We start from the raw sequence: 23,868 nt of genomic DNA on the forward strand, positions 1-23,868 counted from the left end.
AGGGACGAGCGTGGATTACCACCAGTGCAATCGTGGCAAGGACTCTTTCCACTGGTGATAATCGACCGGTGGACTTGAACCTGTTGCTGGCGTTGGACGCGTTGCTGGAGGAAGGCAGCGTGACCGGTGCGGCGGAGCGGCTGCGGACGTCCGCGCCCGCCATGAGTCGGACGTTGGGGCGGCTGCGGCGGGTGTTGGGCGATCCGGTGCTGGTGCGGGCGGGACGGGGGTTGGTGCCCACGCCGCGGGCGGTCGAGTTGCGGGAGTCCGTGCGGGCGGTGGTGGAGCAGGCGAAGGCTTTGCTGGCACCGGCTCCGGTGGCCGACCTCGGTGGGCTGCGGCGGACGTTCGCCTTGCAGACCGGGGACCTGCTGGCCTCGCGGCTCGCCGGACGGCTGTTGGAACGCGCGCACGCCGTTGCGCCGCACGTGGTGTTCCGGTTCCTGCCCGACAGCTTGGAGGGCACGCCGGCGTTGCGGGAGGGGCGGGTGGACCTGGAGATCGGCGTGCTGGACCACGTCGACCCGGAGACCCGCGTGGAACCGCTGCTGACCACGCGGATGGTCGGGGCGGTGCGGCCGTCGCACCCGTTGGCGCGGGGACGGGTGACGGTTCGGCGGTTCGCGGCGGCGGCGCACGTGACGGTGTCGCGGCGGGGGCGGTTGTCCGGGCCGGTCGACGAAGTGCTTGCGCGGCAAGGGTTGTCGAGGCGGGTGGTGGCGTCCGTGCCGTCGTACTCGGCGGCGTTGTCGCTCGCCGCCGTGCACGACGTGGTGACGCTGGCGCCGGCCGGCACCCCGTTCCCCGGCTTGACGACGTTCGAGATCCCGCTGGACCTGCCCGCGGTGTCGATCGGCATGGCGTGGCACCCGCGCAACGACGCCGACGCCGCTCACCGGTGGCTGCGCGGGTTGGTGCGGGAGGTGCTAGTCGGTGATGAAGGCGGCCACTGAGGAGGTCGTCGTGCGGCCCGTGGTGCGCTGGTAGCGCGCGACCAGGTCGCGGTGGCGGATCGCGCTGCCCAGGCGCCTTTCCCAGCGCAGCACCGGGTTGCGGCGCGGCGGCGGGAACCGGCGGGCCAGGTCGTGGACGAGAGCGGTGCGGTCGACGCGGGCGGTGTCGAGGACCCACGCCACGCCGGGGTCGAGCGCGACCAGGACCAGCGCCAGGTGTTCCGGGCCGTGCCGGCGTTCGCGGCGGGCCAGGGCGAAGCGGAGGGAGGCTTCGAAGGCGGCCTGGGCGTCCAGGCCCAGCGGCGGGTCGAGTCGGGCGCAGCGGGCACGGGCCTTGGCCGCGCCGAGCGGGAACAACGGCTCGCGGGCGGGTGGTCGGTCGAGGCGGACACCGGCCATGAGCTGGTCGAAGTCGATGCCGAGGGTCTTGAGCGCGGCCCGGTCCGCCGCCGCGCCCGCGCCGAGCGGTGCGGCCTGGTCGACGGCCTCGCGGATCGCCTCGGCGTGCCCGGTGAGGTGGGTCAGGGCGAGCAGGAGGTGTTCGCTGCCGGTGCGGGGGTGGCCGAGGTCGCGGGCGAGGACGAGGGCGCGGCCGACCGCGCGGTCGAGTTCGGGATCAGCGCGGAACATCGGGCTCACTCCGTCCGTACTTGCGGTGCACGGTCTGCTTGGTGACGCCGAGGCGGGTGGCGATGTCGCGCCACGACCAGCCGGCACGGCGGGCGGCGGCGACGTGCGCGGCCTCCAGCTGCTCGACCAGGACCCGGAGCCGGGCCACGGCGCGCAACCCGGCGTCGGGGTCGGTCCCCTGCGCGGCCTGGCCGAGATCGGCGATGGTGGACATGCCGTCAACATATGCTGACGATCGGCGGTCGTCAACACATGCTGACGACCAACAGCGGATTCACAGCCGGCCATCAGGATCTGCTCAGGAACAGGACGGAGGCTGGTGGAGCACACCCATGAGCACAGGAGCACCGCCATGCCAGACCAGCCGCATCCCGAGGGCACGCCGGACCAGCCGACCCCGGCCGGGCCGACCGCCGAGCAGCCCGCCGAAGCTCACGCGGCCGGAGCCGAGCCACCACCCGCTGCACCTCCCGCGGCCGACCACCCCACGCCGCCCCGCCGAGGTGCGGCGGTCGGCAGGTTCGCACGGCACCGGGCCACCCAACTGGTCGCGGTCGGGCTGCTCGGGCTGGTCCTCGGCGGTGGGTTCGTCGCCCTGCTCGACCACGACCGCGGGCACGACCGGCGGGGTGCCGGGTTCGACCGGCCGGGGCACTCCCGCCTGGACGACCGGGGCCACGGCCGCGAGTTCCGGGACTTCCGCGACCGCTGAGGACGTCTAGCTCAGGAAGCCGCGCAGCAGGGAGGCCGTGCCGTCCAGGTGCTCGGCCATCGCCCGCCGCGCGGCCTCCGGGTCGCCCGCCAGGATGTGCGTCACGATCCGCTCGTGCTGGTCGTTCGAGTGCGCCAGGTTGGGCGGCAGCAGCGGGATGCGGTCCAGCAGCTCGTTCACCCGCATCCGCACGTCGGCGATCGCGGCGGTCAGGGACGCCGAGCCGGTGGACTCCGCGATCGCCAGGTGCAGCCGGGAGTCCTTGCGCCGGTACTCGTCCAGCGCCGCGCACGAGCACTCGGTCAGCCGGGCACCCAGGTTGCGGCGCTCGGCGGGACCCAGCGAACGCGACGCGGCGCACTCGGCGGCACCGGCCTCCAGCACCGCGCGCAGGGTGAGGGCGTCCAGCAGCTCCGGAGTCGCGATCGGACGTCCCGGGGAGACCGCCGGCAACGTGGTGTTGACGAACGTCCCGCCGTACCGGCCGCGCCGCGACTCGACGTACCCGGCGTCCTGCAACGACCGGATCGCCTCGCGCAGCGTCACCCGGCTGACACCCAGCCGGGTCGCGAGTTCCCGTTCCGCGGGCAGGCGCTCGCCCGGCGGGACCACGCCCAGCCGGATCGCCTGCATGAGCCGCTCGACGGTCTCCTCGAACGCGTTGCCCGCCCGGACCGGGCGGAACAACGCGTCCTGCAAGGGCATCATCACAGCGGGGTAACGTAAGCGCCCGCGATCCCGCCGTCCACCAGGAAGTTCGACGCGGTGATGAAGGACGAGTCGTCGCTGGCCAGGAACGCCACCGCCGCCGCGATCTCCTCGGGCTCGGCGAACCGACCTAGCGGCACGTGCACCAGCCGCCGCGCCGCCCGCTCCGGGTCCTTGGCGAACAGCTCCCGCAGCAGCGGCGTGTTGACCGGTCCGGGCGACAGGGCGTTGACCCGCACCCCCTGCCGTGCGAACTGCACGCCCAGTTCCCGGCTCATCGCCAGCACGCCGCCCTTGGAGGCGGTGTAGGAGATCTGGGACGTGGCCGCGCCCATCGTCGCCACGAAGGACGCCGTGTTGATCACGGAACCCTTGCCCCGCTCCAGCATGTGGGGGATGGAGTACTTGCAGCACAGGTACACCGACGTCAGGTTGACCTTCTGCACCCGGTCCCACGCCTCGATGCCGGTGGTGAGGATCGAGTCGTCGTCCGGCGGCGAGATGCCCGCGTTGTTGAACGCGATGTCCACCGACCCGTACGTGTCGACCGTGGTCTGGTAGAGCGCCGACACCTGCTCCTCGTCGGTCACGTCCACCTGCACGAACAGCCCGTCCACCTCGTCGGCGGCGGCCTTGCCGGTGCCCGCGTCGAGGTCCGCGACGACCACCCGCGCGCCCTCGCTCGCGAGCCTGCGCACGGAGGCCAGGCCGATCCCGCTGCCGCCGCCGGTGACCACGGCCACCCTGCCGTCCAGTCGCTGTGCCATGTCTCTCCCAATCATCAATGAGCGATGAAGACGTTCTTGGTCTCGGTGAACGGTCCCAGCGCGTCCGGACCCAGCTCCCGACCCAGCCCGGACTGCTTGAACCCGCCGAACGGCGTCCAGTACCGCACCGACGAGTGCGAGTTCACCGACAGGTTCCCGGCCTCGACGGCCCGCGACACCCGCAGCGCCCGGCCCACGTCCCGCGTCCAGATCGACCCGGACAGCCCGTACTCGCTGTCGTTGGCCAGCCGCACGGCGTCCTCCTCCTCGGCGAACGGGATCACGGCCACCACCGGCCCGAAGATCTCGTCCACCGCCGCCGGGTCGCGCGGCGACACGGGCGCGAGAACCGTCGGGGGGAACCAGAACCCGGGTCCATCGGGCGCGGAACCCCGGAACGCCACCGGAGCGTCGTCGGGAACGTAAGCCGACACCCGTGCCAACTGCGTGGCCGAGATCAGCGGCCCCATCTCGGTCTTCTCGTCACCGGGCTCGCCGACCACGACACCCTTGACGGCGGGCTCCAGCAGCTCCATGAACTTGTCGTACACCGAGGCCTGCACCAGGATCCGCGACCGCGCGCAGCAGTCCTGGCCCGCGTTGTCGAACACGCCGTAGGGCGCGGTGGCCGCCGCCTGCTCCAGGTCCGCGTCGGCGAAGACGATGTTGGCCGACTTGCCGCCCAGCTCCAGGGTCACCCGCTTCACCTGCTCGGCACACCCGGCCATGATCTGCTTGCCGACCCGAGTAGACCCGGTGAACACGACCTTGCGCACCGCCGGGTGCGTGACGAACCGTTGCCCCACAACCGGTCCGGCCCCCGGCAGCACCTGGAACACGTCCTCCGGGATGCCCGCCTCCAGCGCCAGCTCGGCCAACCGCAGCGCGGTCAACGGGGTCAGCTCGGCGGGCTTGAGCACCACGGTGTTCCCGGCGGCCAACGCGGGCGCGAAACCCCAGCCGGCGATGGGCATCGGGAAGTTCCACGGCACGATCACGCCGACCACGCCCAGCGGCTCCTGGAACGTCACGTCCCAGCCGCCCGCCACCGGGATCTGCCGCCCGAACAGCCGTTCCGGCGCGGCGGCGTAGTAGTGCAGGACGTCCCGGACGTTCCCGGCCTCCCAGCGGGCGTTGCCGATGGTGTGCCCGGCGTTGAGCACCTCCAACGCCGCCAGCTCCTCGATCGCCCCGTCCACCTTGTCGGCGAACCGGCGCAGCAACCGCGCCCGGTCGCCCGGCGCGACCGCCTTCCACGCCGGGAACGCGGCCTGCGCCCGCGCGATCGCCGCGTCGGTCTCCTCGACCGACGCCAGCTCGACCGACCGCACGACCTCCGCCGTCGCCGGGTTGATGACCTCGAAGGCAGTCACTCGCCGCCACCCTTCCTCGCCGCCTCGACGAACGCACCGAACACCCGGTCCTCCCGGCTCGCCTCCGGGTGCGACTGGACACCCACCACGAACCGCCGGTCCGGCAGCTCCACCGCTTCCACCACCCCGTCCGGCGCGCGACCGGTGACCACGAGACCGTCCCCCAGCACGTCCAGCGCCTGGTGGTGGTGGCACATCACCGACACCGTCGACCCGACGACCGCGGCCAGCCGGCCGCCCGACACGGTGACGTCGACCTTCTCGAACACCGCCGGGGTCACGTTGTGCCCGTCCACGTGCTGGACCAACGTGCCGCCCAGGGCCACGTTCAGGATCTGCATCCCCCGGCACACCGCCAGCAACGGCAGGTCCGCCGCCAGCGCCGCGCGGGCCAACGCCAGTTCGGCGGCGTCCCGCTCGACCGCCGCCGGACCCGTACGAGGATCGCGGGCAGCGCCGTAGAGCGCCGGGTCCACGTCCGCCCCGCCGGCCAGCACCAGCCCGTCCAGGAAGGACACGTCGGTCCACTCCCCCACCGGCGGCAGCAGCACGGGCTGCCCGCCGGCGCGGACGACGGAGTCGAGGTAGTCCCGGTGCAGCACGGCGGCCTCGACGTCCCACACGCCGAACCGCGCCCGGTCCAGGTAGGTGCTGATCCCGATGAGCGGCCTAGAGCCGTTCGAAGCCACGGATGCGCTCCCAGTCGGTGACGGTCGAGTCGTAGGCGGCCAGCTCCACCCGGGCCGCGTTGAGGTAGTGGTCCACGACGTCCTTGCCGAACGCCTCGCGCGCGATCTCGCTCTGCGCCAACAGCGAGGCCGCGTCGCGCAGGGTCGTCGGCACGGTCGCCCGGTCCGAGCCGTAGGCGTTGCCCTCGAACGCGTCCTCCAGCTGGAGGTCGTTCTCCACGCCGTGCAGCCCGGCCGCGATGAGCGCCGCCACCGCCAGGTACGGGTTGACGTCACCGCCGGGCACCCGGTTCTCGAACCGCAGGGACTGGCCGTGCCCGACCACGCGCAGCGCGCACGTCCGGTTGTCGCGGCCCCACGCCACGGCGGTCGGCGCGAAGCTGCCCGGCACGAACCGCTTGTAGGAGTTGACGTTGGGCGCGAGGAAGTAGGTCAGCTCGCGCAGCCCGGCCAGCTGGCCCGCCAGGAAGGACTTCATCAGCCCGGACATGTCGTGCCCCTCGGCGAACACCGGCTCGCCGTCGGCCGAGCGCAGGCTGAGGTGGATGTGGCACGAGTTGCCCTCGCGCTCGTTGTACTTGGCCATGAAGGTCAGCGACTTCCCGTGCTGGGACGCGATCTCCTTGGCGCCGGTCTTGTAGATGCTGTGGTTGTCGCACGTGACCAGCGCTTCCTTGTAGCGGAAGGCGATCTCGTGCTGACCGGGGTTGCACTCGCCCTTGGCGGACTCGACCTCCAGGCCCGCGCCGGCCATGTGGTTGCGGATGGCGCGCAGCAGCGGCTCGATGCGGGCCGTGCCGAGCAGGGAGTAGTCGACGTTGTACTGGTTCGAGGGGGTCAGGTCGCGGTACCCGCGCCGCCAGGCGTCCTCGTAGGTGTCGTCGAAGACGATGAACTCCAGTTCGGTGCCCACGAACGCCTGCAACCCGCGCTCGGCGAGCCGGTCGAGCTGGCGGCGCAGGATCTGGCGGGGCGAGGCGACGACGGGCTCGCCGTTCTCCCACTCGATGTCGCACAGGACCATCGCGGTGCCCTCGTGCCACGGGACGCGGCGCAGGGTGGACAGGTCGGGCTTCATCACGAAGTCGCCGTAGCCCTTGTCCCAGGACGACATGGCGTACCCGGCGACGGTGTTCATGTCGACGTCCACCGCGAGCAGGTAGTTGCAGCCCTCGGCGGCGTGCGCGACGACCTCGTCGAGGAAGTAGCGCGCGGCGCAGCGCTTGCCTTGCAAGCGCCCCTGCATGTCCACGATCGCCACCAGCACGGTGTCGATCTCACCGGCGTCCACCAGCACGCGCAACTCGTCGACACTGAGCATCCGGCGACCTCCAAAGGTATGACTGCGAGCCATTGGACGCCCCATCCTGGCAGCCCCGGCCCGAACGCACCAGCCCCGCCTTCACTCAATCCCCCCATTGACACCAGGGTCAGGAGCACGCCACCCTCAACCACCTTCAAAGGAGCGCAACTAACCCATTAGGGAGCGCAGATGGCGAAGCACGTCGAGTACGAGAAGGTGGGCGACGAGTACCTGGAGCACCGACAGCTCAAACGCGGGGCGGCGGGCTGGGTCCTGCTGGCCGGACTCGGTGTCTCGTACGTGATCTCCGGCGACTTCGCCGGCTGGAACTTCGGCCTCGCCGAGGGCGGTTGGGGTGGCCTCCTGGTCGCCACCGTGCTGATGGGCGCCATGTACACGTGCATGGTGTTCGGCCTGGCCGAACTGGCCGCCGCGCTGCCCGTGGCGGGCGCGGGCTACGGGTTCGCCCGCCGCGCGCTCGGCCCGCTGGGCGGGTTCGCCACCGGCATCGCCATCCTCATCGAGTACGCCATCGCGCCCGCCGCCATCGCCGTGTTCATCGGCGGGTACGTCGAGACGCTCGGCCTGTTCGGGCTGACCAACGCGTGGCCGGTGTACCTGGTGTGCTTCCTGATCTTCGTCGGCGTGCACCTGTACGGGGTGGGCGAGGCGCTGCGGCTGATGTTCGTGATCACCGGCATCGCCGTGGTGGCGCTGCTGGCGTTCGTCATCGGCATGGTCCCCAAGTTCGACGCGGACAAGCTGTTCGACATCGGCGGCGGGTCGTTCCTGCCGTTCGGGGTGACCGGGGCGCTGGGCGCGCTGGTGTTCGCGATCTGGTTCTTCCTGGCCGTGGAAGGCGTTCCGCTGGCCGCCGAGGAGGCGCGCGACCCCAAGCGGGACATGCCGCGCGGGATCATCGGCGCGATGCTGGCGCTGCTGCTGTTCGCCGGGGCCATCCTGGTGTTCGCGCCGGGCGGGGCCGGGTCGGAGGCGTTGAAGGGGTCGAACAACCCGCTGCCCGACGCCGTGCGGGCCGCGTACGGCGGGGACAACCTGCTTGCGCAGGTGGTGAACTACGTGGGTCTGGCCGGTCTGGTGGCGAGCTTCTTCTCGATCATCTTCGCCTACTCGCGGCAGCTGTTCGCGTTGTCCCGCGCCGGGTACCTGCCGCGGTGGCTGTCGCGGACCGGCAAGCGCAAGACGCCGTACCTGGCGCTGATCGTGCCCGGCGCGATCGGGTTCGTCCTGGCCTCGGTGACGCAGAACGGCGCTCTGCTCATCAACATCGCGGTGTTCGGGGCGGCGCTGTCGTACGTGCTGATGATGTTGTCGCACATCGTGTTGCGGGTGCGGGAGCCGAACCTGGAGCGGCCGTACCGGACGCCCGGCGGCGTGATCACCACGGGCGTGGCGCTGGTGCTGGCGGTGGCGGCCGTGGTGGCGACGTTCTTCGTGGACGAGCTGGCCGCCGGCATCACGGCGGGGATCGTGGTGGTCGCCCTGGCCTACTTCTGGTTCTACAGCCGCCACCACCTGGTCGCGTCCGCGCCGGAGGAGGAGTTCGCGGCCATCGAGCAGGCCGAGCGCGAACTGGGCTGATTCGCATACCTGAACTCCGTCCACATGCTTGACGGTCTAGACCAGTCCCGAATAACCTCCCGGGCAACCGCCGCCTACGGACGAGTCCCGTAGGAGCCCCCATGAAGATCCGCGCGTTAGCCGCGAGCGCCGCCACGCTCGCGGCCATCGCTTTCTCCGCCGTTTTCGTGGTCACCGGGGTCGCCGCCGACCCCCAGACCGGTCTGGACCTGAGCCCCGCCAACCGCCGCGCTGCCCTGCCCGGCCTGCCCGACTGGAGCAAGGCGGGTTACCGGGGCGGGCAGAACCTCCCCGGCGACAGCGACTACACCTCCAACGCGGCCTGCCGCATCACGCCCGAGGAACTGGCCGCGCTGGGTGTGCGCCCCGACGACGGCGTGGACGACACGACCGGCCTCCAGTCCGCGATCGACACCATCCGCACGTCGTGCTCCCCCACCGCCGGGTACACCACCCTGTCCCTGATCACCCTGCCGCCGGGCACGCTCGACGTGACCCGGGAACTGTTCGTGGACGCCGACTTCCTGACCCTGCGCGGGTCCACCGGCACCCGGATCGCCTACCGGCCGGACGTCAACACCCGCTACGACACCCTCACCCCGGACGGCAGCGACTGGGACGAGGACGGCATGACGTGCGGCGGCGGCCCCAAGGGCGGCTGGCTGTGGCCGGGACGCGGGCTGTTCCGCGTGCAGAGCCGGCAGGTGCACAGCGCGTACGCCGGCACGTGCACCGAACCCAACCGGGCCGACCTGGTGAAGGGCACGGTGAACGTGCACTGGAAGGCCGGCGTCACGCTGTCCGCGCCCTCGCGCAAGGGTGAGACCGTCGTCCGGGTCTCGCGCACGACCGGGTTCACCGTGGGCGGGCTGGTGAACATCCGGGCCGCCAACAGCCTGAAGTTCTACGAGGAGCAGCAGGCGCTGCCCACCGACTGGCCGTTGCAGAACCTGCACATGCGACAACGCCTCCACCGGGTCGTAGCGGTCGGGTCCGGGCAGATCACCCTGGACACGCCGCTGGAGTTCGACCTGCCGGTCGACTCCACTTCGGACGGTTCCGCGCCCATCGACGGGTCGGTGTACGCGAGCAAGGCCAGCCCGCTGGTGGACCCGGTCGTCGGCGTCGGGTTCGAGAACTTCTCCTTCGGGTTGGAGCTCGACGGCCTGCCCAAGCTCGGCGGCGGCACGTACTCGGTCACCCGGGCCGACGCCGTGCACAACTACGGCAACATCGCGCCGGAGTACTCGATGCACGGGATCGTCTTCAAGTGGGCGGCCGACTCGTGGGTGCGCGGGATGCGGATCGAGATGACCGGGTCGCACCCGATCGTGACCGAGGAGGCCAAGAACATCCAGGTCGTCGGCAACACGCTGGACGGCTCGTGGAACAAGGGCAAGGGCGGCAACGGGTACCTGCGCGGGAGCCGGGTGTGGGACAGCCTGTACGCCGGCAACACGACCCGGAACCTGCGGCACTTCACGTTCCAGTGGTCGGCGTCGAAGAACGTGGTGATCGGCAACGACTTCGACAGCGACCTCAACCTGCACGGCGGGTGGGAGCGGCACAACCTGTTCGAGCTGAACACCGTCCGCGTGCCGTTCGAGCACCGGTCGGGCTCGTGCACCGCGAACTGCGGCGAGGAGGGCGGCGGCGGTCCGGACGACAGCACGTGGTACCCGATCTGGTGGGGCGCGGGGAAGAAGGCGGTGAAGTGGTCCGGGGCGTCGGGGCCGCAGAACGTGTTCTTCAACAACGACCTGTGGAAGCAGACGGCACCGGGTGGCGCCTTCGTGCCGTACTACGCGAACCGGTCGACGGTCTACCAGTTCGGCTGGAACGGCACCGGCTACCAGCACCTCGCGCAAGCCGGGGTGCCGATCCCGGACTGGGCGAAGCGCGAAACCCTGGACTACTCGGGCTCCGGCGTCCACACCGCTCTGACCGATCCCGGCCCGTCCCTGTTCCTGAAGTCCACCGGCACGACCCCGCCCACAACCACCACCACTCCGCCCACCTCGACCACCACGACGACCACCAGGCCCCCGACCGGCGGGCTGACCGCGAGGTTCGCGCAGACCAACGTCTGGTCCACCGGCTACAACGGCCAGTACGTGATCACCAACGGCGGCCCCACCCAGGTCACCTCCTGGCGCGTCGAGTTCGACCTCCCGCCCGGCACGACCCTCGGCAGCGCCTGGCGAGCGGACGTGACCCGGAACGGCAGCCACTACACCCTGACCAACAAGCCCTACAACGGCACCCTCGCCCTCGGCGCGTCGACCGACTTCGGCTTCGGCGTCACCGGCACCGGCGTGCCGCTCGACTGCACGGTCAACGCTTCCCCCTGCGGCCAGTAGACGACCGGTCAACTACCCCGCTGGGTGGAAGATCGTCGGCGGGACGGGCGGCCGGCCGGGGAACCTACTGGCCGGTCGCCCTCCTGGTGGAGATGTGCGCGTGAGGTCCGCCCTGGCAGGATCCAGGGCGTGAGTGACATTCAACGTGTTGGAGTGGTGGGTGGCGGGCTCATGGGGTCCGGCATCGCCGAGGTGTGCGCGCGGGCCGGCCTCGACGTGCTGGTCTCCGAGGTCAGCCACGACGCCACCGAGGCCGCGCGGGGGCGGATCGCCTCCTCGCTCGGCAAGGGCGTGCGCAGCGGCAAGCTCAGCGCCGAGGACCGGGACGCCGCACTGGAGCGACTCCGGTTCACCACCGACCTCGCCGACTTCGCCGACCGGAACCTGGTCGTCGAGGCCGTCGCGGAGAACGAGCAGGTCAAGACCGAGGTCTTCGCCGCGCTGGACAAGGTCGTCGAGGACCGCCGGGCGATCTTCGCCTCGAACACCTCCTCGATCCCGATCATGAAGCTGGGCATGGCCACCAGCCGGCCCGAGCAGGTCATCGGCGTGCACTTCTTCAACCCGGTCCCGGTGTTGAAGCTGGTCGAGCTGGTCCCGTCGCTGCTGACCGGCGAGCAGACCAAGCAGCGCGCGGAGGCGTTCGTGACCGGTGTCCTGCACAAGGAGGTCATCCTGTCGCAGGACCGGGCCGGGTTCGTGGTGAACGCCCTGCTCATCCCGTACCTGCTGTCCTCGATCCGGATGCTGGAGTCCGGCTTCGCCTCCGCCGAGGACATCGACAACGGCATGGTGCTGGGCTGCGCGCACCCGATGGGTCCGCTGCGCCTGGCCGACCTGATCGGCCTGGACACCACCAAGGCGATCGCCGAGTCGATGTACGAGGAGTTCAAGGAGCCCCTGTACTCGCCGCCGCCGCTGCTGCTGCGCATGGTCGACGCCGGCCTGCTGGGCAAGAAGAGCGGCCGCGGGTTCCACAACTACTCCCGCTGACCCGCCGGAAGGCCACCCCGCCGACGACGGCGCGTGTGCGGGTCTCCTGACAACCCGGGAGACCCGCACGCGCCTCAGACGTGCAGGCCGGGCACGGGCCGGTCGTACACGCCGAACCGGAAGTACACGCCCAGGTCCGGCCGCGCCCCGGCCGCGCGCACGCTCAGCAGCTCGTGCAGCCCCAGGGTCGTGGCCGGCTCCCGCGGCGCCAGCGCCGCCGCCACCGCCCGGTACCGGGCCGGGTCCACGCCGTACCGCCGCAGCACCGTCCCGATGCGCTCGGCCGCCTCCTCGTCGTCCCGCACCACCCCGGGCAGCCTCAGGTAGACGTTGGCCTCGTCGGGACCGTCCACCCCGGCCCGGAACGCCAGGCACGTCATGGGCTCGTTGTCGGGCAGCACCGGCGAGCCGTACACGTCCCGGTAGGCCGGTTCGAGCAGCGCCGGGTCGTGCCGCCGCGCCAGGGCGGCCACCTCGTCCAGGTCCACCGGCCCGACGTGGCGGAAGTAGACCTTCACCCGCGCCTCCGGGGAGTCCGCGAGGTCCAGGGCGAAGAACTCCACCTGGTGACCCGCCTCGGCCAGCGCGTCGTGGGACCGGGCCACCGGCTCCCACGCCCGCGCCAGCCCGAGCCTGGACATCGCCTCGAGCATCACCTCCGGCACCGCCGGCACGCCGCGCGCCTGGGGGTTGAGGTAGACCTTGTACCCGGGCGGGCGGCCGGGGCGGTGGGTCAGCGAGTGCCACACCGTCGGCCGGAACGCCTCGGGGTCGTCCACGACGAACAGGTCCTCCACGGCGAGGTACCGCTCGATGGAGACGCCCGGCCGCCCGGCCAGCGACCGGGTCAGCGCCCGACCGGCGTCCTGGGCCGACCGCGCGGTCGGCACGGCGCCCAGGGACTCGAACAGCACCCGCAGTTCGGGCACGCCGTTCCGCCAGCTCACCGAGAATTCCACCGGAAATCCGTCGCGCGCGACGAACGACGGGTATTCGCAGGTAAATCCGATCGGTCGGTCCGCCCACGCGCCGAGCAACGAGTTCAACTCGGTCTCCGCCGTGGCGCCCGCCGGGTGGTCCAGGGCGAGCGCCGCTGCTCGCCATTTTTCGTTGATGAATTCTCGATAGGTCGAACAAGCGACGTCGAACAGGCCCTCACGGTTTGAGGTCGCTGCCACAGCGGGGGAACTGGACACTAGGCACCTCCGGGCGCAAGGCTTACCCGGTGCACCGGCCGAAACGCAACGGAGGATCGAGCGGTTGACGCAGATCACAGACCCGGGACGACGGGCACGCAGGGTGACGCAATTGCGCCGAACGAGTGGTGTGACTTGTGGCTGAATTCCTGGTAAGTCAATACGCCGAACGTCCCATCCAAGATCACACGTGCGTGATCGGCGCCGGCGTGTCGGGACTCGCGGTCGCCGGAACGCTCCGCTCGAGAGAACTCCCGGTGACGGTTCTGGAACGGGCCGGGGGTATCGGCGGGCTGTGGCGCCACGAGGGCCCGGACACCCCCGGACCGGCCTACTCCTCGCTGCACCTGAACACCTCGGCGAAGCTCACCGGCTTCCGCGACTTCCCGATGCCGGCCGACTACCCGCGCTATCCCCGGCACGACCAGGTGGCCTCCTACCTGCGACGTTACGCGGATCACAAGGGCGTGACCGACCACGTGGAGCTCGGCACCGAGGTCGAGGACCTGACCCGGACCGACGCCGGGACGTGGCTCGTGACCAGCCGTGACCGGACCGGGGCCCGCAGGCGGCGGCAGTTCGGGCACGTGGTGGTCGCCACCGGGCACCACTGGTCCCCGCGGCTGCCCGAGATCCCGGGGGACGAGACGTTCCCCGGCCGCGCCCTGCACTCGTTCGACTACTCCGACCCGGTGCCCCACGCGGGCAGACGGGTGGTCGTGATCGGTTTCGGGAATTCGGCCGCAGACATTTCCGTCGAATTGTCGCGGGTCGCCAGGAAAACAATTCTGGTGCAACGGCGGGGCGTGCACGTGGTGCCCAAGACCCTGCTGGGGATGCCGATCGACGAGATCGCCTCGGCGCCCTGGTGGGCCCGGCTGAGCTTCCCGCAACAACGCGGTCTCATCGAAACGCTGTTGCGGTTGGTGCGCGGCCGGCTCACCGACTACGGCTTGGCCGAGCCGGACCACCGGGTCTTCGGCGGGGCGTTGACGATATCGGACGAACTGCTCAGCCGGATCAACCACGGGACGCTCACCGTGAAGCCAGCCGTGGACCGCGTCGAGGGACCCGTCGTGCACTTCTCGGACGGCACCAGCGAGGAGGTCGACGACCTGCTCTACTGCACCGGGTACCACATCGAGTTCCCATTCCTGCCATTCGAATGGGTGTTCGAGGAATCGGGTCGCGTCGCACTCTTCCAGCGGGTCGTCTCGCTCGCCGCGCCCGACCTGTACTTCGCCGGCCTGATCCGGCCCTTCGGCGCGATCACACGGCTGGTCGAGGCGCAGGCGGAGTGGATCGCCGACCTCGTCGAGGGGGTGGCGGAACTGCCGCCGGCGTCGGTGATGCGGCGCGAGGTCGACCGGCACCTCACCGCCGCGGCGGCCCGCTACGGCACCACGCGCGCGGGCTCGATCCAGGTGGACTTCGCGCCGTACCTGGCGGCGCTGCGCAAACAGCGCCGCTCGAAGGTGCTCACCACGCGGAGGGGCTGACAACGCGGGTGCGGCCGGGCCTGGTGCGGCCCGGCCCGGCGGAGAGCCGGCCCGGGGTCAGACCGTCGCGTCGAGGCGGTCCATGGTGTGCTGGATCAGGCTCACCAGCACCGCCTTGCTCGACTCGCGTTCCCGCGCGTCGCACAGCACCACCGGGATCGCGTCGTCCACGTCCAGCGCCCGCCGCACCTCGTCCGCTTCGTACCGGTGCGAGCCCTCGAAGCAGTTGACCCCGATGACGAACGGGATGCCGCGCCGCTCGAAGAAGTCGATGGACGGGAAGCTCGAGTCCAGCCGCCGCGTGTCCACCAGGATCACCGCGCCGATCGCACCGTAGGCCAGCTCGTCCCACATGAACCAGAAGCGGTTCTGGCCGGGCGTGCCGAACAGGTACAGCACCACCTCGGGGTTGATGGTGATGCGACCGAAGTCGAGGGCGACCGTCGTGGTCTCCTTCTGCTCCAGCCCCACCACGTCGTCGACCCCGACGCCGGCCTCGGTGAGCAGCTCCTCGGTGTGCAGCGGCGGTATCTCGCTGACCGAGTTGACCATCGTCGTCTTGCCGGTGCCGAAACCACCGGCGATGACGATCTTGACTGGGGTGGGGACCAGCAGTTCCCCGCCCGGCCGCTCAGATTCCACGGACACCATCCAGCACTGCCTGCAACAGGTTCCGGTCCGGCACCACCGGTACCCGGGAGGGGTCTCTGATCACGACGTCACCGCGCTGGATCAGGTCGCTCAACAGCACCTTCACCACCACCAGCGGCACGTCCAGGTACGCGGCGACCTCGGCCACCGACAGCGGGCGCCGGCACAGCTCCATGATCTCCAGGTGCTCCACCGACAGCGCGTCCGGGTCCGACGGCGACGGCATCGCCCGCACCTGGGTCACCAGGTGCAGCTCCGGGCGCAGCGGACGGGTCCGGCCGCGCACCATCGCGTACGGGCGGACCAGCGGGCCCGCCGCCTCGTCGTACCACCAGTCCCCGCGGCCGGACTTCACGACGACCGCCGGGCGGTGGGCAAGGCCGAGCCGGTGGTGCCGCGCGGCGCCGAGGACAGGTAGGTGCCGACCCGCTTGACGAGCATGTTCATCTCGTAGGCGATCATGCCCATGTCGGAGTCCTCCTCGCCCAGCACCGCCAGGCACGCGCCGTGCCCGGCCGCGGTGACGAAGAGGTAGGCGTGCTCCATCTCCACGATGGTCTGCCGCACCGCGCCGCCGCCGAAGTGCCGTCCCGTGCCGCGGGCGAGGCTCTGGAACGCCGAGGCCATCGCCGACAGGTGGTCGGAGTCGTCCTTGGACAGTCCCGGTGAGCGACCGAGCAGCAGGCCGTCCGCGGACAGCACCACCGCGTGCCGGGCTCCCACCACACGGCTGACCAGGTCGTCCAACAACCAGTTCAGTTCGTTGTGCTGGCTGGTCATGTCGTTCATCGGATTGCCTTTCGGGGTTTCCGTCTCGTCCGGTCGCGGTCGGGGTCTACGGTTCGAGTGCGTCGTCGGAGCGGCGGGCGTCGCGCGTGCCCCGCTGGAACGCCGACAGGCCCTTGCGGGACCGTTCGGCGGAATGCTCGACGTCGACCTCGGCGAGCGGCTCGGGCGTGGGGTGGAAATCGTTGCGCACCAACTGCGGGGCGAGGTTCTGCTGCCGGCGGCGGCGGGGCAGCTCCGGCTTGTCGGCCGAGGGCTCGTCGTTCGCGGTGGTGCGCTTGCGCTGCGGCAGCTCCAGGTCGCCGCTGCGCTGGGACAGGTCCAGGGACCCGCTGTGCCGGCTGAGGTCGGACACGCTGGGGTCGAACGGGGTCACGTCGAGCGATCCGCTGTGCGAGGGCAGGTTCAGTCCTCCGCTGAGTCGGTCGTCCGCTGGAAGGGAATCGCGGTTGGCCGCGGCCTCGGCGGCGGCCCAGAAGCCTTCCAGCTCTCGGGAAGTACCGGGAAACCTGGCCTGCGGCACCGCCTCCTCGGCAGGCTCCGGCACCAGGTGCTCTTCGTAGGCGCGGCGCGGCAGCTGGCCGGTCTCGGCGACCTCGGCGGCACCCGAGGGTCCGGCCACGATCGCGGACGGGATCAGCACCAGGGCCAACGTGCCGCCGTAGGGCGACTCGCGCAGCTCCACGTGGATGCCGCGGCGGGCGGCCAGGCGCGCGACCACGAACAGGCCCAGCCGGGACTCGCCGCGCAGCCGCATGGCGTCGAACTCCGGCGGGTCGGCCAGCATCGCGTTGTGCTGTTCGCGGTCCTCGGGGTTGATGCCCAGGCCGTGGTCCTCGATCTCCACCACCACGCCCTGCGGCACCTCGCTGGCGTGCACCTGCACCTGGGAGCGGGGCGAGGAGAACGCGGTGGCGTTGTCCACCAGCTCGGCGATCAGGTGGATGGTGTCGGCGACGGCCGCGCCGACCAGGGCCGTGTCGGGCACCGGGTTGACCTTGACCCGCACGTACTGCTCGGTCTCGGCGACCGCGGCGCGCAGGACGTCCAGCAGCCGCACGGGTTTGCGCCACTGCCGGCCGGGCTGCTCGCCCGCGAGGATGATCAGGTTCTCGGCGTTGCGGCGGGCGCGGGTGGCCAGGTGGTCGAGCTGGAACAGCGCGTCGAGCTGCTCGGGGTTCTCCTCCTCGCGCTCCAGCCGGTCCAGGATCTTGAGCTGGCGGTGCACCAGGCCCTGGTTGCGGTGGGCGATGTCGAGGAAGACCCGGTTCACGCCCTCGCGGGCCTGGCTCTCCTTCACCGCGGCGGCCACGGCGGTGTACTGGGCGGCGTTGAACGCGTCGGCCACCTGGCCGATCTCGTCGGTGCCGTAGTCCAGCGGCGGCACCTCGGCCTCGACGTCGACGTGCTTGCCCTCGCGCAGCCGGTCGACGATGTCGGGCAGCCGCTCGTGGGCCAGGGCCAGGGAGTCCTTCTTCAGCGAGGTCAGGCGGGTGATCAGGGCGCGGTTGACCAGGCGGTTGGAGATGCGGACCGCGAAGACGATGCCGCCGAGCACCACGACCAGCGCGATCAGCGATCCGATCAGGACGGTGATGAACCGGGTGTTGCCGCGCTCCAGGCCGGTGTCGGAGGCGTGGGAGGCCTGGTCGACGGCGAGGGCGACGAGCTTGTCCGACACCGGCCCGGCGACGGCCTGCCAGTCCTCCAGCGCGACCTTGGCGCCGGGCGTGGCGATCAGGTCGTTCTCCAGCCGGACCAGCTTGCGCCAGGCCTCCGACTCGGTCAGGGACCGGTAGTCGCGCTGCACGGCGTCGGCCGCGAACGGCGTGGTCGTGGTGAACTGGGCGTGGTAGGAGCCGACCAGGGTGACGAACTCCAGGCGTTCCTCGGCGGAGGGGTTGCCGGCGGCGAGCATGGCGGCGGCGACCGAGGACGCACGCGCCATCCAGTCCGCCGCGCGGAAGAGGTCGGTGGCGTTGAGGCCCTCCTGGGAGGCCACGGAGTCGGGGACGACGCGGGCCTGCGTGCCGAACAGCGCGGTGCCGGCGTCGACGACCCGGTTGTAGTAGTCGTAGACCTCGCGCTTGTCGACCTTGCCCGACTCGACGGCCGCGCGTCGCTGGGTCAGCTCGCCCAGCAGGGTGTTCAGGGTGGTGATCCGGGCGAGGACCTCGTCGGGCGCGTTGCCCGACACGGCGTCGAAGGCCGACCGCATGGACGCCGTGGACTCGTCCACGACCCGCTGCTGGCGGTGCAGTTCGCCCAGGTCGGGGCTGCGCTGGCCCAGCGCGGTCATCGCCAGTTCGCGTTCCTTCTGGATGGCGACGAACGCGCTGACGGCGGGGATGGAGGCGTCCTTGACGCTGACCGCGACCGCACGGGTGTAGAAGCCGTCGAACACCGTGTAGGAGGAGAACGCCAACCACATCACCAGCAGGACGACGCTCGGCACCACCACCACGCCGGTGAGCCGCGAGCGGATCGTCTTCTGGCTCGTCTCCGCCTTGCTCTTCTGCTTCACAGTGCTCCGCAGCCTCGTGAACTCGTCCACCTGGTCAGGCGCAGCACAACGAGCGCCGCCTCTTCGTCACCTGATCGTGGCCACGGAACGGTAACACCCGAAGATCATCATTACGAAGAGACAGCGATCACGTGCGCGACGCGACTGCGAGGTTACCCAGTCGAGTGACATGGCGAACAGGGGGCTGATGTGAACTTTGCGCTCATCAGCCCCCTGACTCTTAACCCTTGGGATCGCCTATGGCCGGCTGACCGCTACTGCGCTGTACGAGGTCGTCGGTGTCGGCGCGGTGGTGAAACGGGCATTGGGCAGATAGAGGCGGTGACCGAACGAAGCCACCGTCGTCGGCGTGTCGAAACGCGGGTCCGTGATCTTCGTCACGAGCTTTCCGCTGGTACCGGCCTTGTCCAGGGTGAACACCGAGACCGTGTTGAGCCGGTTCTGCACCACGAGGAGCGTGCGGCCTTCCACCAGCAGGCCGTCGCCGCTGGTCAGGACGTACCCGCCCAGGTCGACGACCGTGGTGGCGCCATCGGGGCCGACCCGGTGCAGCAGCCCGGTGTTGCTCTGGACGACCAGCAGCGCTTCCCGGTCCGGCGTCCGCGCAATGCCGTTCGCGTTGATCACGCCGGGGGTGAGCCGGAAGTCGCCGGTCAGCGGGACTTCGGTGTGGGTGGCGGGCAGTTCGCCGTGCCGGCCGAATGCGACCTTGTAGAGGACGGGCTTGCGCGAGTCGGTGAAGTACGCGGCGTGTTCGGTGATCACGACGTCGTTGACGAACGTGTCGGACGCGGCGAATGCATAAGACTTGAGGACCTCTCCCGTTTCCGCGTCCACCACCCGCGCATCCCCACCCCCACTACCCGCGACGAACAACCGCCCGCGCCGATCGACCTTCATCCCGACCGACGCCGTCCCGGGCCCTTGGCTGAACACCTCACCACGCCCGCTCCGCAGGTCGACGCGGAACAGATCCCCGTCAGCCCGCGAGCCGAAGTAGGCGACCGGCGCGCCACCGATCGCGATGCCCTCGGGCAGGAACCCGTCCGGCAGGGCGAACTCGTCGGGGAAGGGCTGAACTCGGCCGGACTGCGTGGGGTCGGCGGTGGCCGGCGCGACGGTGACCAACGAGACCCCGACCACGACCGCGGCCAGCACCCCCAGTGTGCGAGACATGACCACTCCTTCACTTGTCCGTGCCGCGAGTCTCGCGCAGAGCGACGGGTGGGGTGAACCGCTTGCAGCAAACCGACAGGAACCAGCCGAATCCGCAGCCGGGCGGCTATCGCCGGCCGGGGACCACGCCGATGTGCCGAGCGGCGTGGAATCGGCTACCACCCGTACAGGTTATATGCGACACATGGGCCGTGTGGCGCTTGTACGCCCGGCCGAAGAGCGGCAATGCTGACAGTGAACATAAGTGTGCCCGACTCGGCGGCAACCGAGCCGGGCACTGTGCGGTCGGGAGAACTCACCCTATCGCCGGCATTGCGCCGACGAGCTCACAGGTGCTACCCCCACCGCATGGTTTGGCGGCTGAAGCTGACCTCGTCAGTCGGAGCCGCCGACGGGGTGGTCGTGCTGGCAGGCGCGGCCACCCCCCACAACATCATCGCGGTCACCACGGCCACGACGCCACTCGCCACGATCGCGAGTCCTTTACATGTTTGCAGCTTGACGCTGCGTGAATTGAGCATCACGCGCAGATCTTCCACCACGGCGTGTTCGCAGTACACGACACCCCTGGCATCGCCGGCCCAGCTCAGGACTTCATCGAGCGCGAGATCACACTCAATGGGGTGACCCACTCCGCAATAGTGCGCTCACGCTTATGAGGTCGGTCGGCGGACTTACTTGAAGGCTGACGAGTCGGTCACCGACTCGGAGGTGCGCCCACGCGGTACCTGGGGTTCGGTCCACTCCGCCAGTTGTGCCTCGATGGCACCCGCCCTGGCGTCGTCCAGCGCCGCGTACAGCTCCAGTGCCGCTTCCCAGTTCCGCCGCGCGGCCAAGTGCTCGCCCCGGCGCCATTGCACCTGCGCCACCAGGTCGAAAGCAGCCGCCTGACGCACCGGGTCCCGCGCGGTGCGCGCGAGCTCCACGGCGCCCGCGGCATACGACTCCGCGGTCTCCAGTTCGTCCAAGTCGCGGTTGACCGCCGCGAGCGTCAGGTGCGCCTGGGCCTCCAAGCTCACTTCTCTGACCTGGTGCAGCTCAAGGGCAGCGCGGTGCGCCAGGCTGAGCGCGCCGTAGTGGTCACCCTGCTCGTGGTGCGCCGCGGCGAGGCACGCCAGGGTCGCACCGGCACCCGCGCGGTCGCCGATCCGCTCGCGCAGCGACCACGCCAGGTGAAGCTGCACGATCGCCTCCTGCGTGCGGCCACCGAGCCGCAACGCCTCACCCATCCGGTGCAGGACGCCCGCCTCTGTGTCGAGGTCGTCGGTCTCCCGCGCTATCGCCAACGCCCGTTGGAACATTTCCAGTGCGGGTCCGGTGTCCCCGGTCATCGCCAGCCGCTCGGCCATGTTCCGCAGTGCCACGGCGACACCCACGCGGTCGCCGATCTCCAACGCGATCGCATGGGCCTCGCGGTGGCACCGGTCGGCTTCGTCGTGGTCGTTGAAGCGGGACAGCGCGAAACCGAGGTTCGACAGGGACCCTGCCTCGCCGAAACGGTCTCCGGCCGCTCTCGCCGCGCGCACCGCCGCGCGCAAGGCCTGAACCACCTCGTCCTTGAAACCGAGGCGCATCAGGACCTCCATCGCGTTGCTCAGGCGCCAGAGGTGCTCGTTGAAGCCGTGCGCGGCGGCGAACTGGCACACAGCGCTCAACTCACCCCGTTCGCGGGCGTACCAGTCCATCGCCGACTCGGGGTCGTCGAACGTGTGCGGCACCACGCCCGGCGCTCGTTCGAGCATCGGCACCCCTTCGCGGTGGGGGTAGATGCACAACTCGGCGTTGTGGGCGGTGTGCAGGAACCAGTCGAGCATCCGGCGCACGGCCTCGCCGTCGTCGGCTTCGAACTGCTCGACCGCGTAGTGGCGCAGCAGGTCGTGCAACGCGTACCGGTCGCCCTCTCGCGCTTCCAGGAGCCGTGCCCAGACCAGTGCCTCCAGTTGGTCGTGCACCTCGTCTTCCGGCGCACCGGCCAGGGCGGCGGCCACGGCGACCGGGACGGACTGCCCGGGGTAGCGGCCGACCAGGCGGAACAGCCTGCGCAACTGCGGGCTCAGTTCGCGGTAGGAGCAGTCGAAGACGGCTCGCAGCGAGACCATCGCGCGACCGCCGCTGATCCGGAGGTCCAGGATCGACCGGCGCGCGCGCAGGCGGTTCACGAAGTCGCGGAGGGGTTTGCGGGGCTGGGCCGCCACGTGTTCACCGATGATGCCCAGAGCCAGGGGCAGTCCGCCGGCCAGTGCGGCCAACTGCTCCACCGCGTCCGGCTCTGCGTTGGCGCGCGCCCCCAGACGGTCGTGCAGCCAGCGGCACGCCAGGTCGTGGTCCAGTGGGGACACCGTGAAGCAACGGGCGCCGTGGCGCAACGTCAACCCGCTCAGCCGCACGCGGCTGGTCACGACCACGACGGACCCGGACAGCAGAGACAGCAGGCCGTGCACGTGCTCGTCGTCGGCGGCGTTGTCCAGGAGCACGAGCATCCGCTTCGTCGAGAGGAGGTCGCGGAGTCGGGCACGCCGGGCCGCCGTGCCGGGTAATCGGTCGATGGGGACGTGGAGCGCCTCCAGCAACCCGGTGACCACCTCTTCCTCCGTGGTCGAAGGACCATCGCCGAAGCCGCCCAGGTTCACGAACCAGAACCCGTCGGGGAACCGGTCGCGCACGCGGTGCGCCCAGTGGACGGCCAGCGCGGTCTTGCCCACGCCCGGGAGGCCGTCGAGCGCGATCAGGCGCGGCTTGGGACGCCCGCCGATCAGGGCGTCCAGCTCCGCGATCAGCTCGGTGTGCCCGGCGAAGCCGTCGACGTCGTAGGGCAGGTGGCGCGGGGGCACCACACCCGCGGGCCGCCGGGTGGGCCGGGGCGGGGTGTCGAGGATGCCGTCGTGGAACCTGCGCAGTTCATCGGCCCGTTCCGGCTCATCGGCGGCACGGGCCCGGCGGTGGAAGTCGTGCAGGTAGCGCACCGCGTCCTCTTGGCGGTCCAACGCGTACAGCGCCTGGAGCCGCCGCTTCGCGAGCTGGACGTCCATGTCGTGCTCGGCCTGGGCGGTGTCCAGCAGCCGGAGCACCTCGTCGTGGTCGCCGAGTTCGGCGAGGCCTTCGAGCATCGTGTCGACGGCGGGCAGCCACTGGTCGCGCACCATCACCAGCCGCTGGTTGCGGGCGCGGTCGGTGTCCAGGTCCGCGAGGGGATCCCCGTCCCACAGCCGCAGGGCCGAGTCGACGAGGTCGAGCGCGGCCTCGTGCTCGCCGCCCCGGACGAGCCGCCTGCCGTCGCGCAAGCAGCGCTGGAAGGCGTGGTAGTCCACGAAAGCCGGATCGGCGGTGAAACGGTAGGCGCCTTCCTCCGTCGCCAGGCTTCCGGGCAGGTCCCACTGTTTCATCGCCGCGCGTATTCGGGCGATATAGGTGGACAACGTGGCGGCCGGATCGCGCGGTCCGGAACCGTCGGGCCACACCCATTCCGCCAAAGTGCGGACCGCCACCGGTCTGCCGATGTGCAGCAGCAGCACCGCGAGGACTGCCCGCTCCTTCGGCTTGCCCCATTCATCGGTGAAACCGCTTTGATGACGCACGCGGGTCCGCCCTAGGATCTTGAAGAGTACTTCCACCAGCGCCACCCCTCGCTGGAGCCAGTGATCCGAGTGGGATTGTGCCACGAAAAGACGTGGTCGCTCCACGAGCGCGCCGCGGTTCGAGACCGTTATGTGACGATGTGGCGTCCAATCGGCGCAACCAGCGCTGAAAGCGCATTGAAAGGTTGCCGGGCACATATTCCGCGTCGATTCGCAACACCTCGCAATGCGACCCGCAGAACGATCATCGGGCCGCTCCCACCTGGCCACCGCCGGAATGAGGTCCGGCTGAACCGGATTCGACAGATCGGATCGCCACGCTCGTTCCAGACCGCACCGCCGGGACGGGCTCGGCGCGGGCGGACCGGGAG

21 protein-coding genes are annotated in these 23,868 nt (G+C 70.7%); 6 read left to right on the plus strand and 15 right to left on the minus strand.

Annotation, left to right across the window (positions count from 1 at the left end; translation table 11 throughout):
- Positions 1–68 precede the first annotated feature (68 nt).
- Positions 69–953: a LysR family transcriptional regulator gene (locus DFJ66_RS08135; RefSeq protein ID WP_121219475.1), complete on the plus strand. Its 885-nt coding sequence runs from the start codon at positions 69–71 to the stop codon at positions 951–953.
- Here the strand turns inward: DFJ66_RS08135 and DFJ66_RS08140 are convergent.
- Together DFJ66_RS08140 and DFJ66_RS08145 are read right to left on the minus strand one after the other, a co-directional pair.
- Positions 927–1,583: a Clp protease N-terminal domain-containing protein gene (locus DFJ66_RS08140; protein WP_121219477.1), complete on the minus strand. Its 657-nt coding sequence runs from the start codon at positions 1,581–1,583 to the stop codon at positions 927–929. The genes DFJ66_RS08135 and DFJ66_RS08140 overlap by 27 nt on opposite strands.
- A complete protein-coding gene (locus tag DFJ66_RS08145; RefSeq protein ID WP_121219479.1) occupies positions 1,570–1,797 on the minus strand; it encodes a helix-turn-helix domain-containing protein in 228 nt (75 codons plus the stop codon). Before DFJ66_RS08145 ends, DFJ66_RS08140 begins: the two co-directional genes overlap by 14 nt.
- 138 nt (positions 1,798–1,935) lie before the next feature.
- On the opposite strand from DFJ66_RS08145, the gene DFJ66_RS08150 reads away from it, so the two are divergent.
- Positions 1,936–2,295 carry a hypothetical protein gene (locus DFJ66_RS08150; protein ID WP_121219481.1) on the plus strand — a complete coding sequence of 120 codons (360 nt, stop codon included), beginning with the start codon at positions 1,936–1,938 and terminating at the stop codon, positions 2,293–2,295.
- Between the two features lie 6 nt (positions 2,296–2,301).
- Here the strand turns inward: DFJ66_RS08150 and DFJ66_RS08155 are convergent, their stop codons facing one another.
- Genes DFJ66_RS08155 through DFJ66_RS08175 form a run of 5 tightly spaced genes read right to left on the minus strand, consistent with a single transcriptional unit; the run spans position 2,302 to position 7,153 of the window.
- Positions 2,302–3,003, minus strand: a complete 702-nt coding sequence (locus tag DFJ66_RS08155) for a FadR/GntR family transcriptional regulator (protein WP_121230842.1) — start codon at positions 3,001–3,003, stop codon at positions 2,302–2,304.
- Positions 3,003–3,770 carry a 3-oxoacyl-ACP reductase gene (locus DFJ66_RS08160; RefSeq protein WP_121219483.1) on the minus strand — a complete coding sequence of 256 codons (768 nt, stop codon included), beginning with the start codon at positions 3,768–3,770 and terminating at the stop codon, positions 3,003–3,005. The genes DFJ66_RS08155 and DFJ66_RS08160 overlap by 1 nt, the downstream gene beginning before the upstream one ends.
- A gap of 14 nt (positions 3,771–3,784) precedes the next feature.
- Positions 3,785–5,143 (minus strand): aldehyde dehydrogenase family protein, encoded by a 1,359-nt coding sequence (locus tag DFJ66_RS08165; RefSeq protein ID WP_121219485.1) that lies wholly within the window; start codon positions 5,141–5,143, stop codon positions 3,785–3,787.
- Positions 5,140–5,832 (minus strand): gamma-glutamyl-gamma-aminobutyrate hydrolase family protein, encoded by a 693-nt coding sequence (locus DFJ66_RS08170; protein ID WP_121219487.1) that lies wholly within the window; start codon positions 5,830–5,832, stop codon positions 5,140–5,142. The genes DFJ66_RS08165 and DFJ66_RS08170 overlap by 4 nt, the downstream gene beginning before the upstream one ends.
- On the minus strand, positions 5,813–7,153 hold the full coding sequence (locus DFJ66_RS08175) for a glutamine synthetase family protein (RefSeq protein WP_121219489.1): 1,341 nt from the start codon (positions 7,151–7,153) through the stop codon (positions 5,813–5,815). The genes DFJ66_RS08170 and DFJ66_RS08175 overlap by 20 nt, the downstream gene beginning before the upstream one ends.
- Positions 7,154–7,324: 171 nt before the next feature.
- On the opposite strand from DFJ66_RS08175, the gene eat reads away from it, so the two are divergent.
- The 3 genes from eat to DFJ66_RS08190 all read left to right on the plus strand — a co-directional run bounded on the left by eat (position 7,325) and on the right by DFJ66_RS08190 (position 12,090).
- Entirely contained in the window at positions 7,325–8,737 is a 1,413-nt protein-coding gene (gene eat / locus DFJ66_RS08180; protein ID WP_121219491.1) for an ethanolamine permease, read from the plus strand.
- A gap of 101 nt (positions 8,738–8,838) precedes the next feature.
- Positions 8,839–11,097, plus strand: coding sequence for a cellulose binding domain-containing protein (locus tag DFJ66_RS08185; protein ID WP_121219493.1), 2,259 nt, complete (start codon positions 8,839–8,841; stop codon positions 11,095–11,097).
- Between the two features lie 129 nt (positions 11,098–11,226).
- Complete coding sequence (locus DFJ66_RS08190; RefSeq protein WP_121219495.1) at positions 11,227–12,090, plus strand: 3-hydroxybutyryl-CoA dehydrogenase; 864 nt, start codon at positions 11,227–11,229, stop codon at positions 12,088–12,090.
- Positions 12,091–12,164: 74 nt separating this feature from the next.
- On the opposite strand, the gene DFJ66_RS08195 is transcribed toward DFJ66_RS08190, so the two are convergent.
- The gene (locus tag DFJ66_RS08195; protein ID WP_342776946.1) at positions 12,165–13,364 is read right to left on the minus strand and encodes a tryptophan dimethylallyltransferase family protein; all 1,200 of its coding nucleotides are present in this window, start codon (positions 13,362–13,364) and stop codon (positions 12,165–12,167) included.
- Between the two features lie 116 nt (positions 13,365–13,480).
- Here DFJ66_RS08195 and DFJ66_RS08200 point away from each other — a divergent pair, with 116 nt between their 5' ends.
- Positions 13,481–14,785: a flavin-containing monooxygenase gene (locus tag DFJ66_RS08200; protein ID WP_281276698.1), complete on the plus strand. Its 1,305-nt coding sequence runs from the start codon at positions 13,481–13,483 to the stop codon at positions 14,783–14,785.
- A gap of 57 nt (positions 14,786–14,842) precedes the next feature.
- Here the strand turns inward: DFJ66_RS08200 and DFJ66_RS08205 are convergent, their stop codons facing one another.
- The 7 genes from DFJ66_RS08205 to DFJ66_RS08235 all read right to left on the minus strand — a co-directional run bounded on the left by DFJ66_RS08205 (position 14,843) and on the right by DFJ66_RS08235 (position 23,497).
- The gene (locus DFJ66_RS08205) at positions 14,843–15,436 is read right to left on the minus strand and encodes a GTP-binding protein (RefSeq protein ID WP_121219501.1); all 594 of its coding nucleotides are present in this window, start codon (positions 15,434–15,436) and stop codon (positions 14,843–14,845) included.
- On the minus strand, positions 15,417–15,791 hold the full coding sequence (locus DFJ66_RS08210; protein ID WP_121219503.1) for a DUF742 domain-containing protein: 375 nt from the start codon (positions 15,789–15,791) through the stop codon (positions 15,417–15,419). Before DFJ66_RS08210 ends, DFJ66_RS08205 begins: the two co-directional genes overlap by 20 nt.
- On the minus strand, positions 15,788–16,225 hold the full coding sequence (locus DFJ66_RS08215) for a roadblock/LC7 domain-containing protein (RefSeq protein ID WP_211351025.1): 438 nt from the start codon (positions 16,223–16,225) through the stop codon (positions 15,788–15,790). The genes DFJ66_RS08210 and DFJ66_RS08215 overlap by 4 nt, the downstream gene beginning before the upstream one ends.
- Before the next feature lie 46 nt (positions 16,226–16,271).
- A complete protein-coding gene (locus DFJ66_RS08220) occupies positions 16,272–18,746 on the minus strand; it encodes a sensor histidine kinase (protein ID WP_121230846.1) in 2,475 nt (824 codons plus the stop codon).
- Between the two features lie 237 nt (positions 18,747–18,983).
- A complete protein-coding gene (locus tag DFJ66_RS08225) occupies positions 18,984–19,922 on the minus strand; it encodes an SMP-30/gluconolactonase/LRE family protein (protein ID WP_121219505.1) in 939 nt (312 codons plus the stop codon).
- Between the two features lie 335 nt (positions 19,923–20,257).
- A complete protein-coding gene (locus tag DFJ66_RS08230; protein WP_121219507.1) occupies positions 20,258–20,554 on the minus strand; it encodes a hypothetical protein in 297 nt (98 codons plus the stop codon).
- Between the two features lie 42 nt (positions 20,555–20,596).
- Complete coding sequence (locus DFJ66_RS08235) at positions 20,597–23,497, minus strand: AfsR/SARP family transcriptional regulator (protein ID WP_170199205.1); 2,901 nt, start codon at positions 23,495–23,497, stop codon at positions 20,597–20,599.
- Positions 23,498–23,868: the final 371 nt, after the last annotated feature.

The sequence above is a fragment of the Saccharothrix variisporea genome, assembly GCF_003634995.1.
GTDB classification, from domain to species: domain Bacteria; phylum Actinomycetota; class Actinomycetes; order Mycobacteriales; family Pseudonocardiaceae; genus Actinosynnema; species Actinosynnema variisporeum.

Excerpts from the sequence above, each read along its gene's own strand:
- DFJ66_RS08215 (WP_211351025.1), bottom strand. The coding sequence starts at position 16,225 with ATGAACGACATGACCAGCCAGCACAACGAACTGAACTGGTTGTTGGAC.
- DFJ66_RS08160 (WP_121219483.1), bottom strand. The coding sequence starts at position 3,770 with ATGGCACAGCGACTGGACGGCAGGGTGGCCGTGGTCACCGGCGGCGGC.
- DFJ66_RS08225 (WP_121219505.1), bottom strand. The coding sequence starts at position 19,922 with ATGTCTCGCACACTGGGGGTGCTGGCCGCGGTCGTGGTCGGGGTCTCG.
- DFJ66_RS08140 (WP_121219477.1), bottom strand. The coding sequence starts at position 1,583 with ATGTTCCGCGCTGATCCCGAACTCGACCGCGCGGTCGGCCGCGCCCTC.
- DFJ66_RS08185 (WP_121219493.1), top strand. The coding sequence starts at position 8,839 with ATGAAGATCCGCGCGTTAGCCGCGAGCGCCGCCACGCTCGCGGCCATC.
- eat (WP_121219491.1), top strand. The coding sequence starts at position 7,325 with ATGGCGAAGCACGTCGAGTACGAGAAGGTGGGCGACGAGTACCTGGAG.
- DFJ66_RS08175 (WP_121219489.1), bottom strand. The coding sequence starts at position 7,153 with ATGCTCAGTGTCGACGAGTTGCGCGTGCTGGTGGACGCCGGTGAGATC.
- DFJ66_RS08150 (WP_121219481.1), top strand. The coding sequence starts at position 1,936 with ATGCCAGACCAGCCGCATCCCGAGGGCACGCCGGACCAGCCGACCCCG.
- DFJ66_RS08205 (WP_121219501.1), bottom strand. The coding sequence starts at position 15,436 with ATGGTGTCCGTGGAATCTGAGCGGCCGGGCGGGGAACTGCTGGTCCCC.
- DFJ66_RS08145 (WP_121219479.1), bottom strand. The coding sequence starts at position 1,797 with ATGTCCACCATCGCCGATCTCGGCCAGGCCGCGCAGGGGACCGACCCC.
- DFJ66_RS08155 (WP_121230842.1), bottom strand. The coding sequence starts at position 3,003 with ATGATGCCCTTGCAGGACGCGTTGTTCCGCCCGGTCCGGGCGGGCAAC.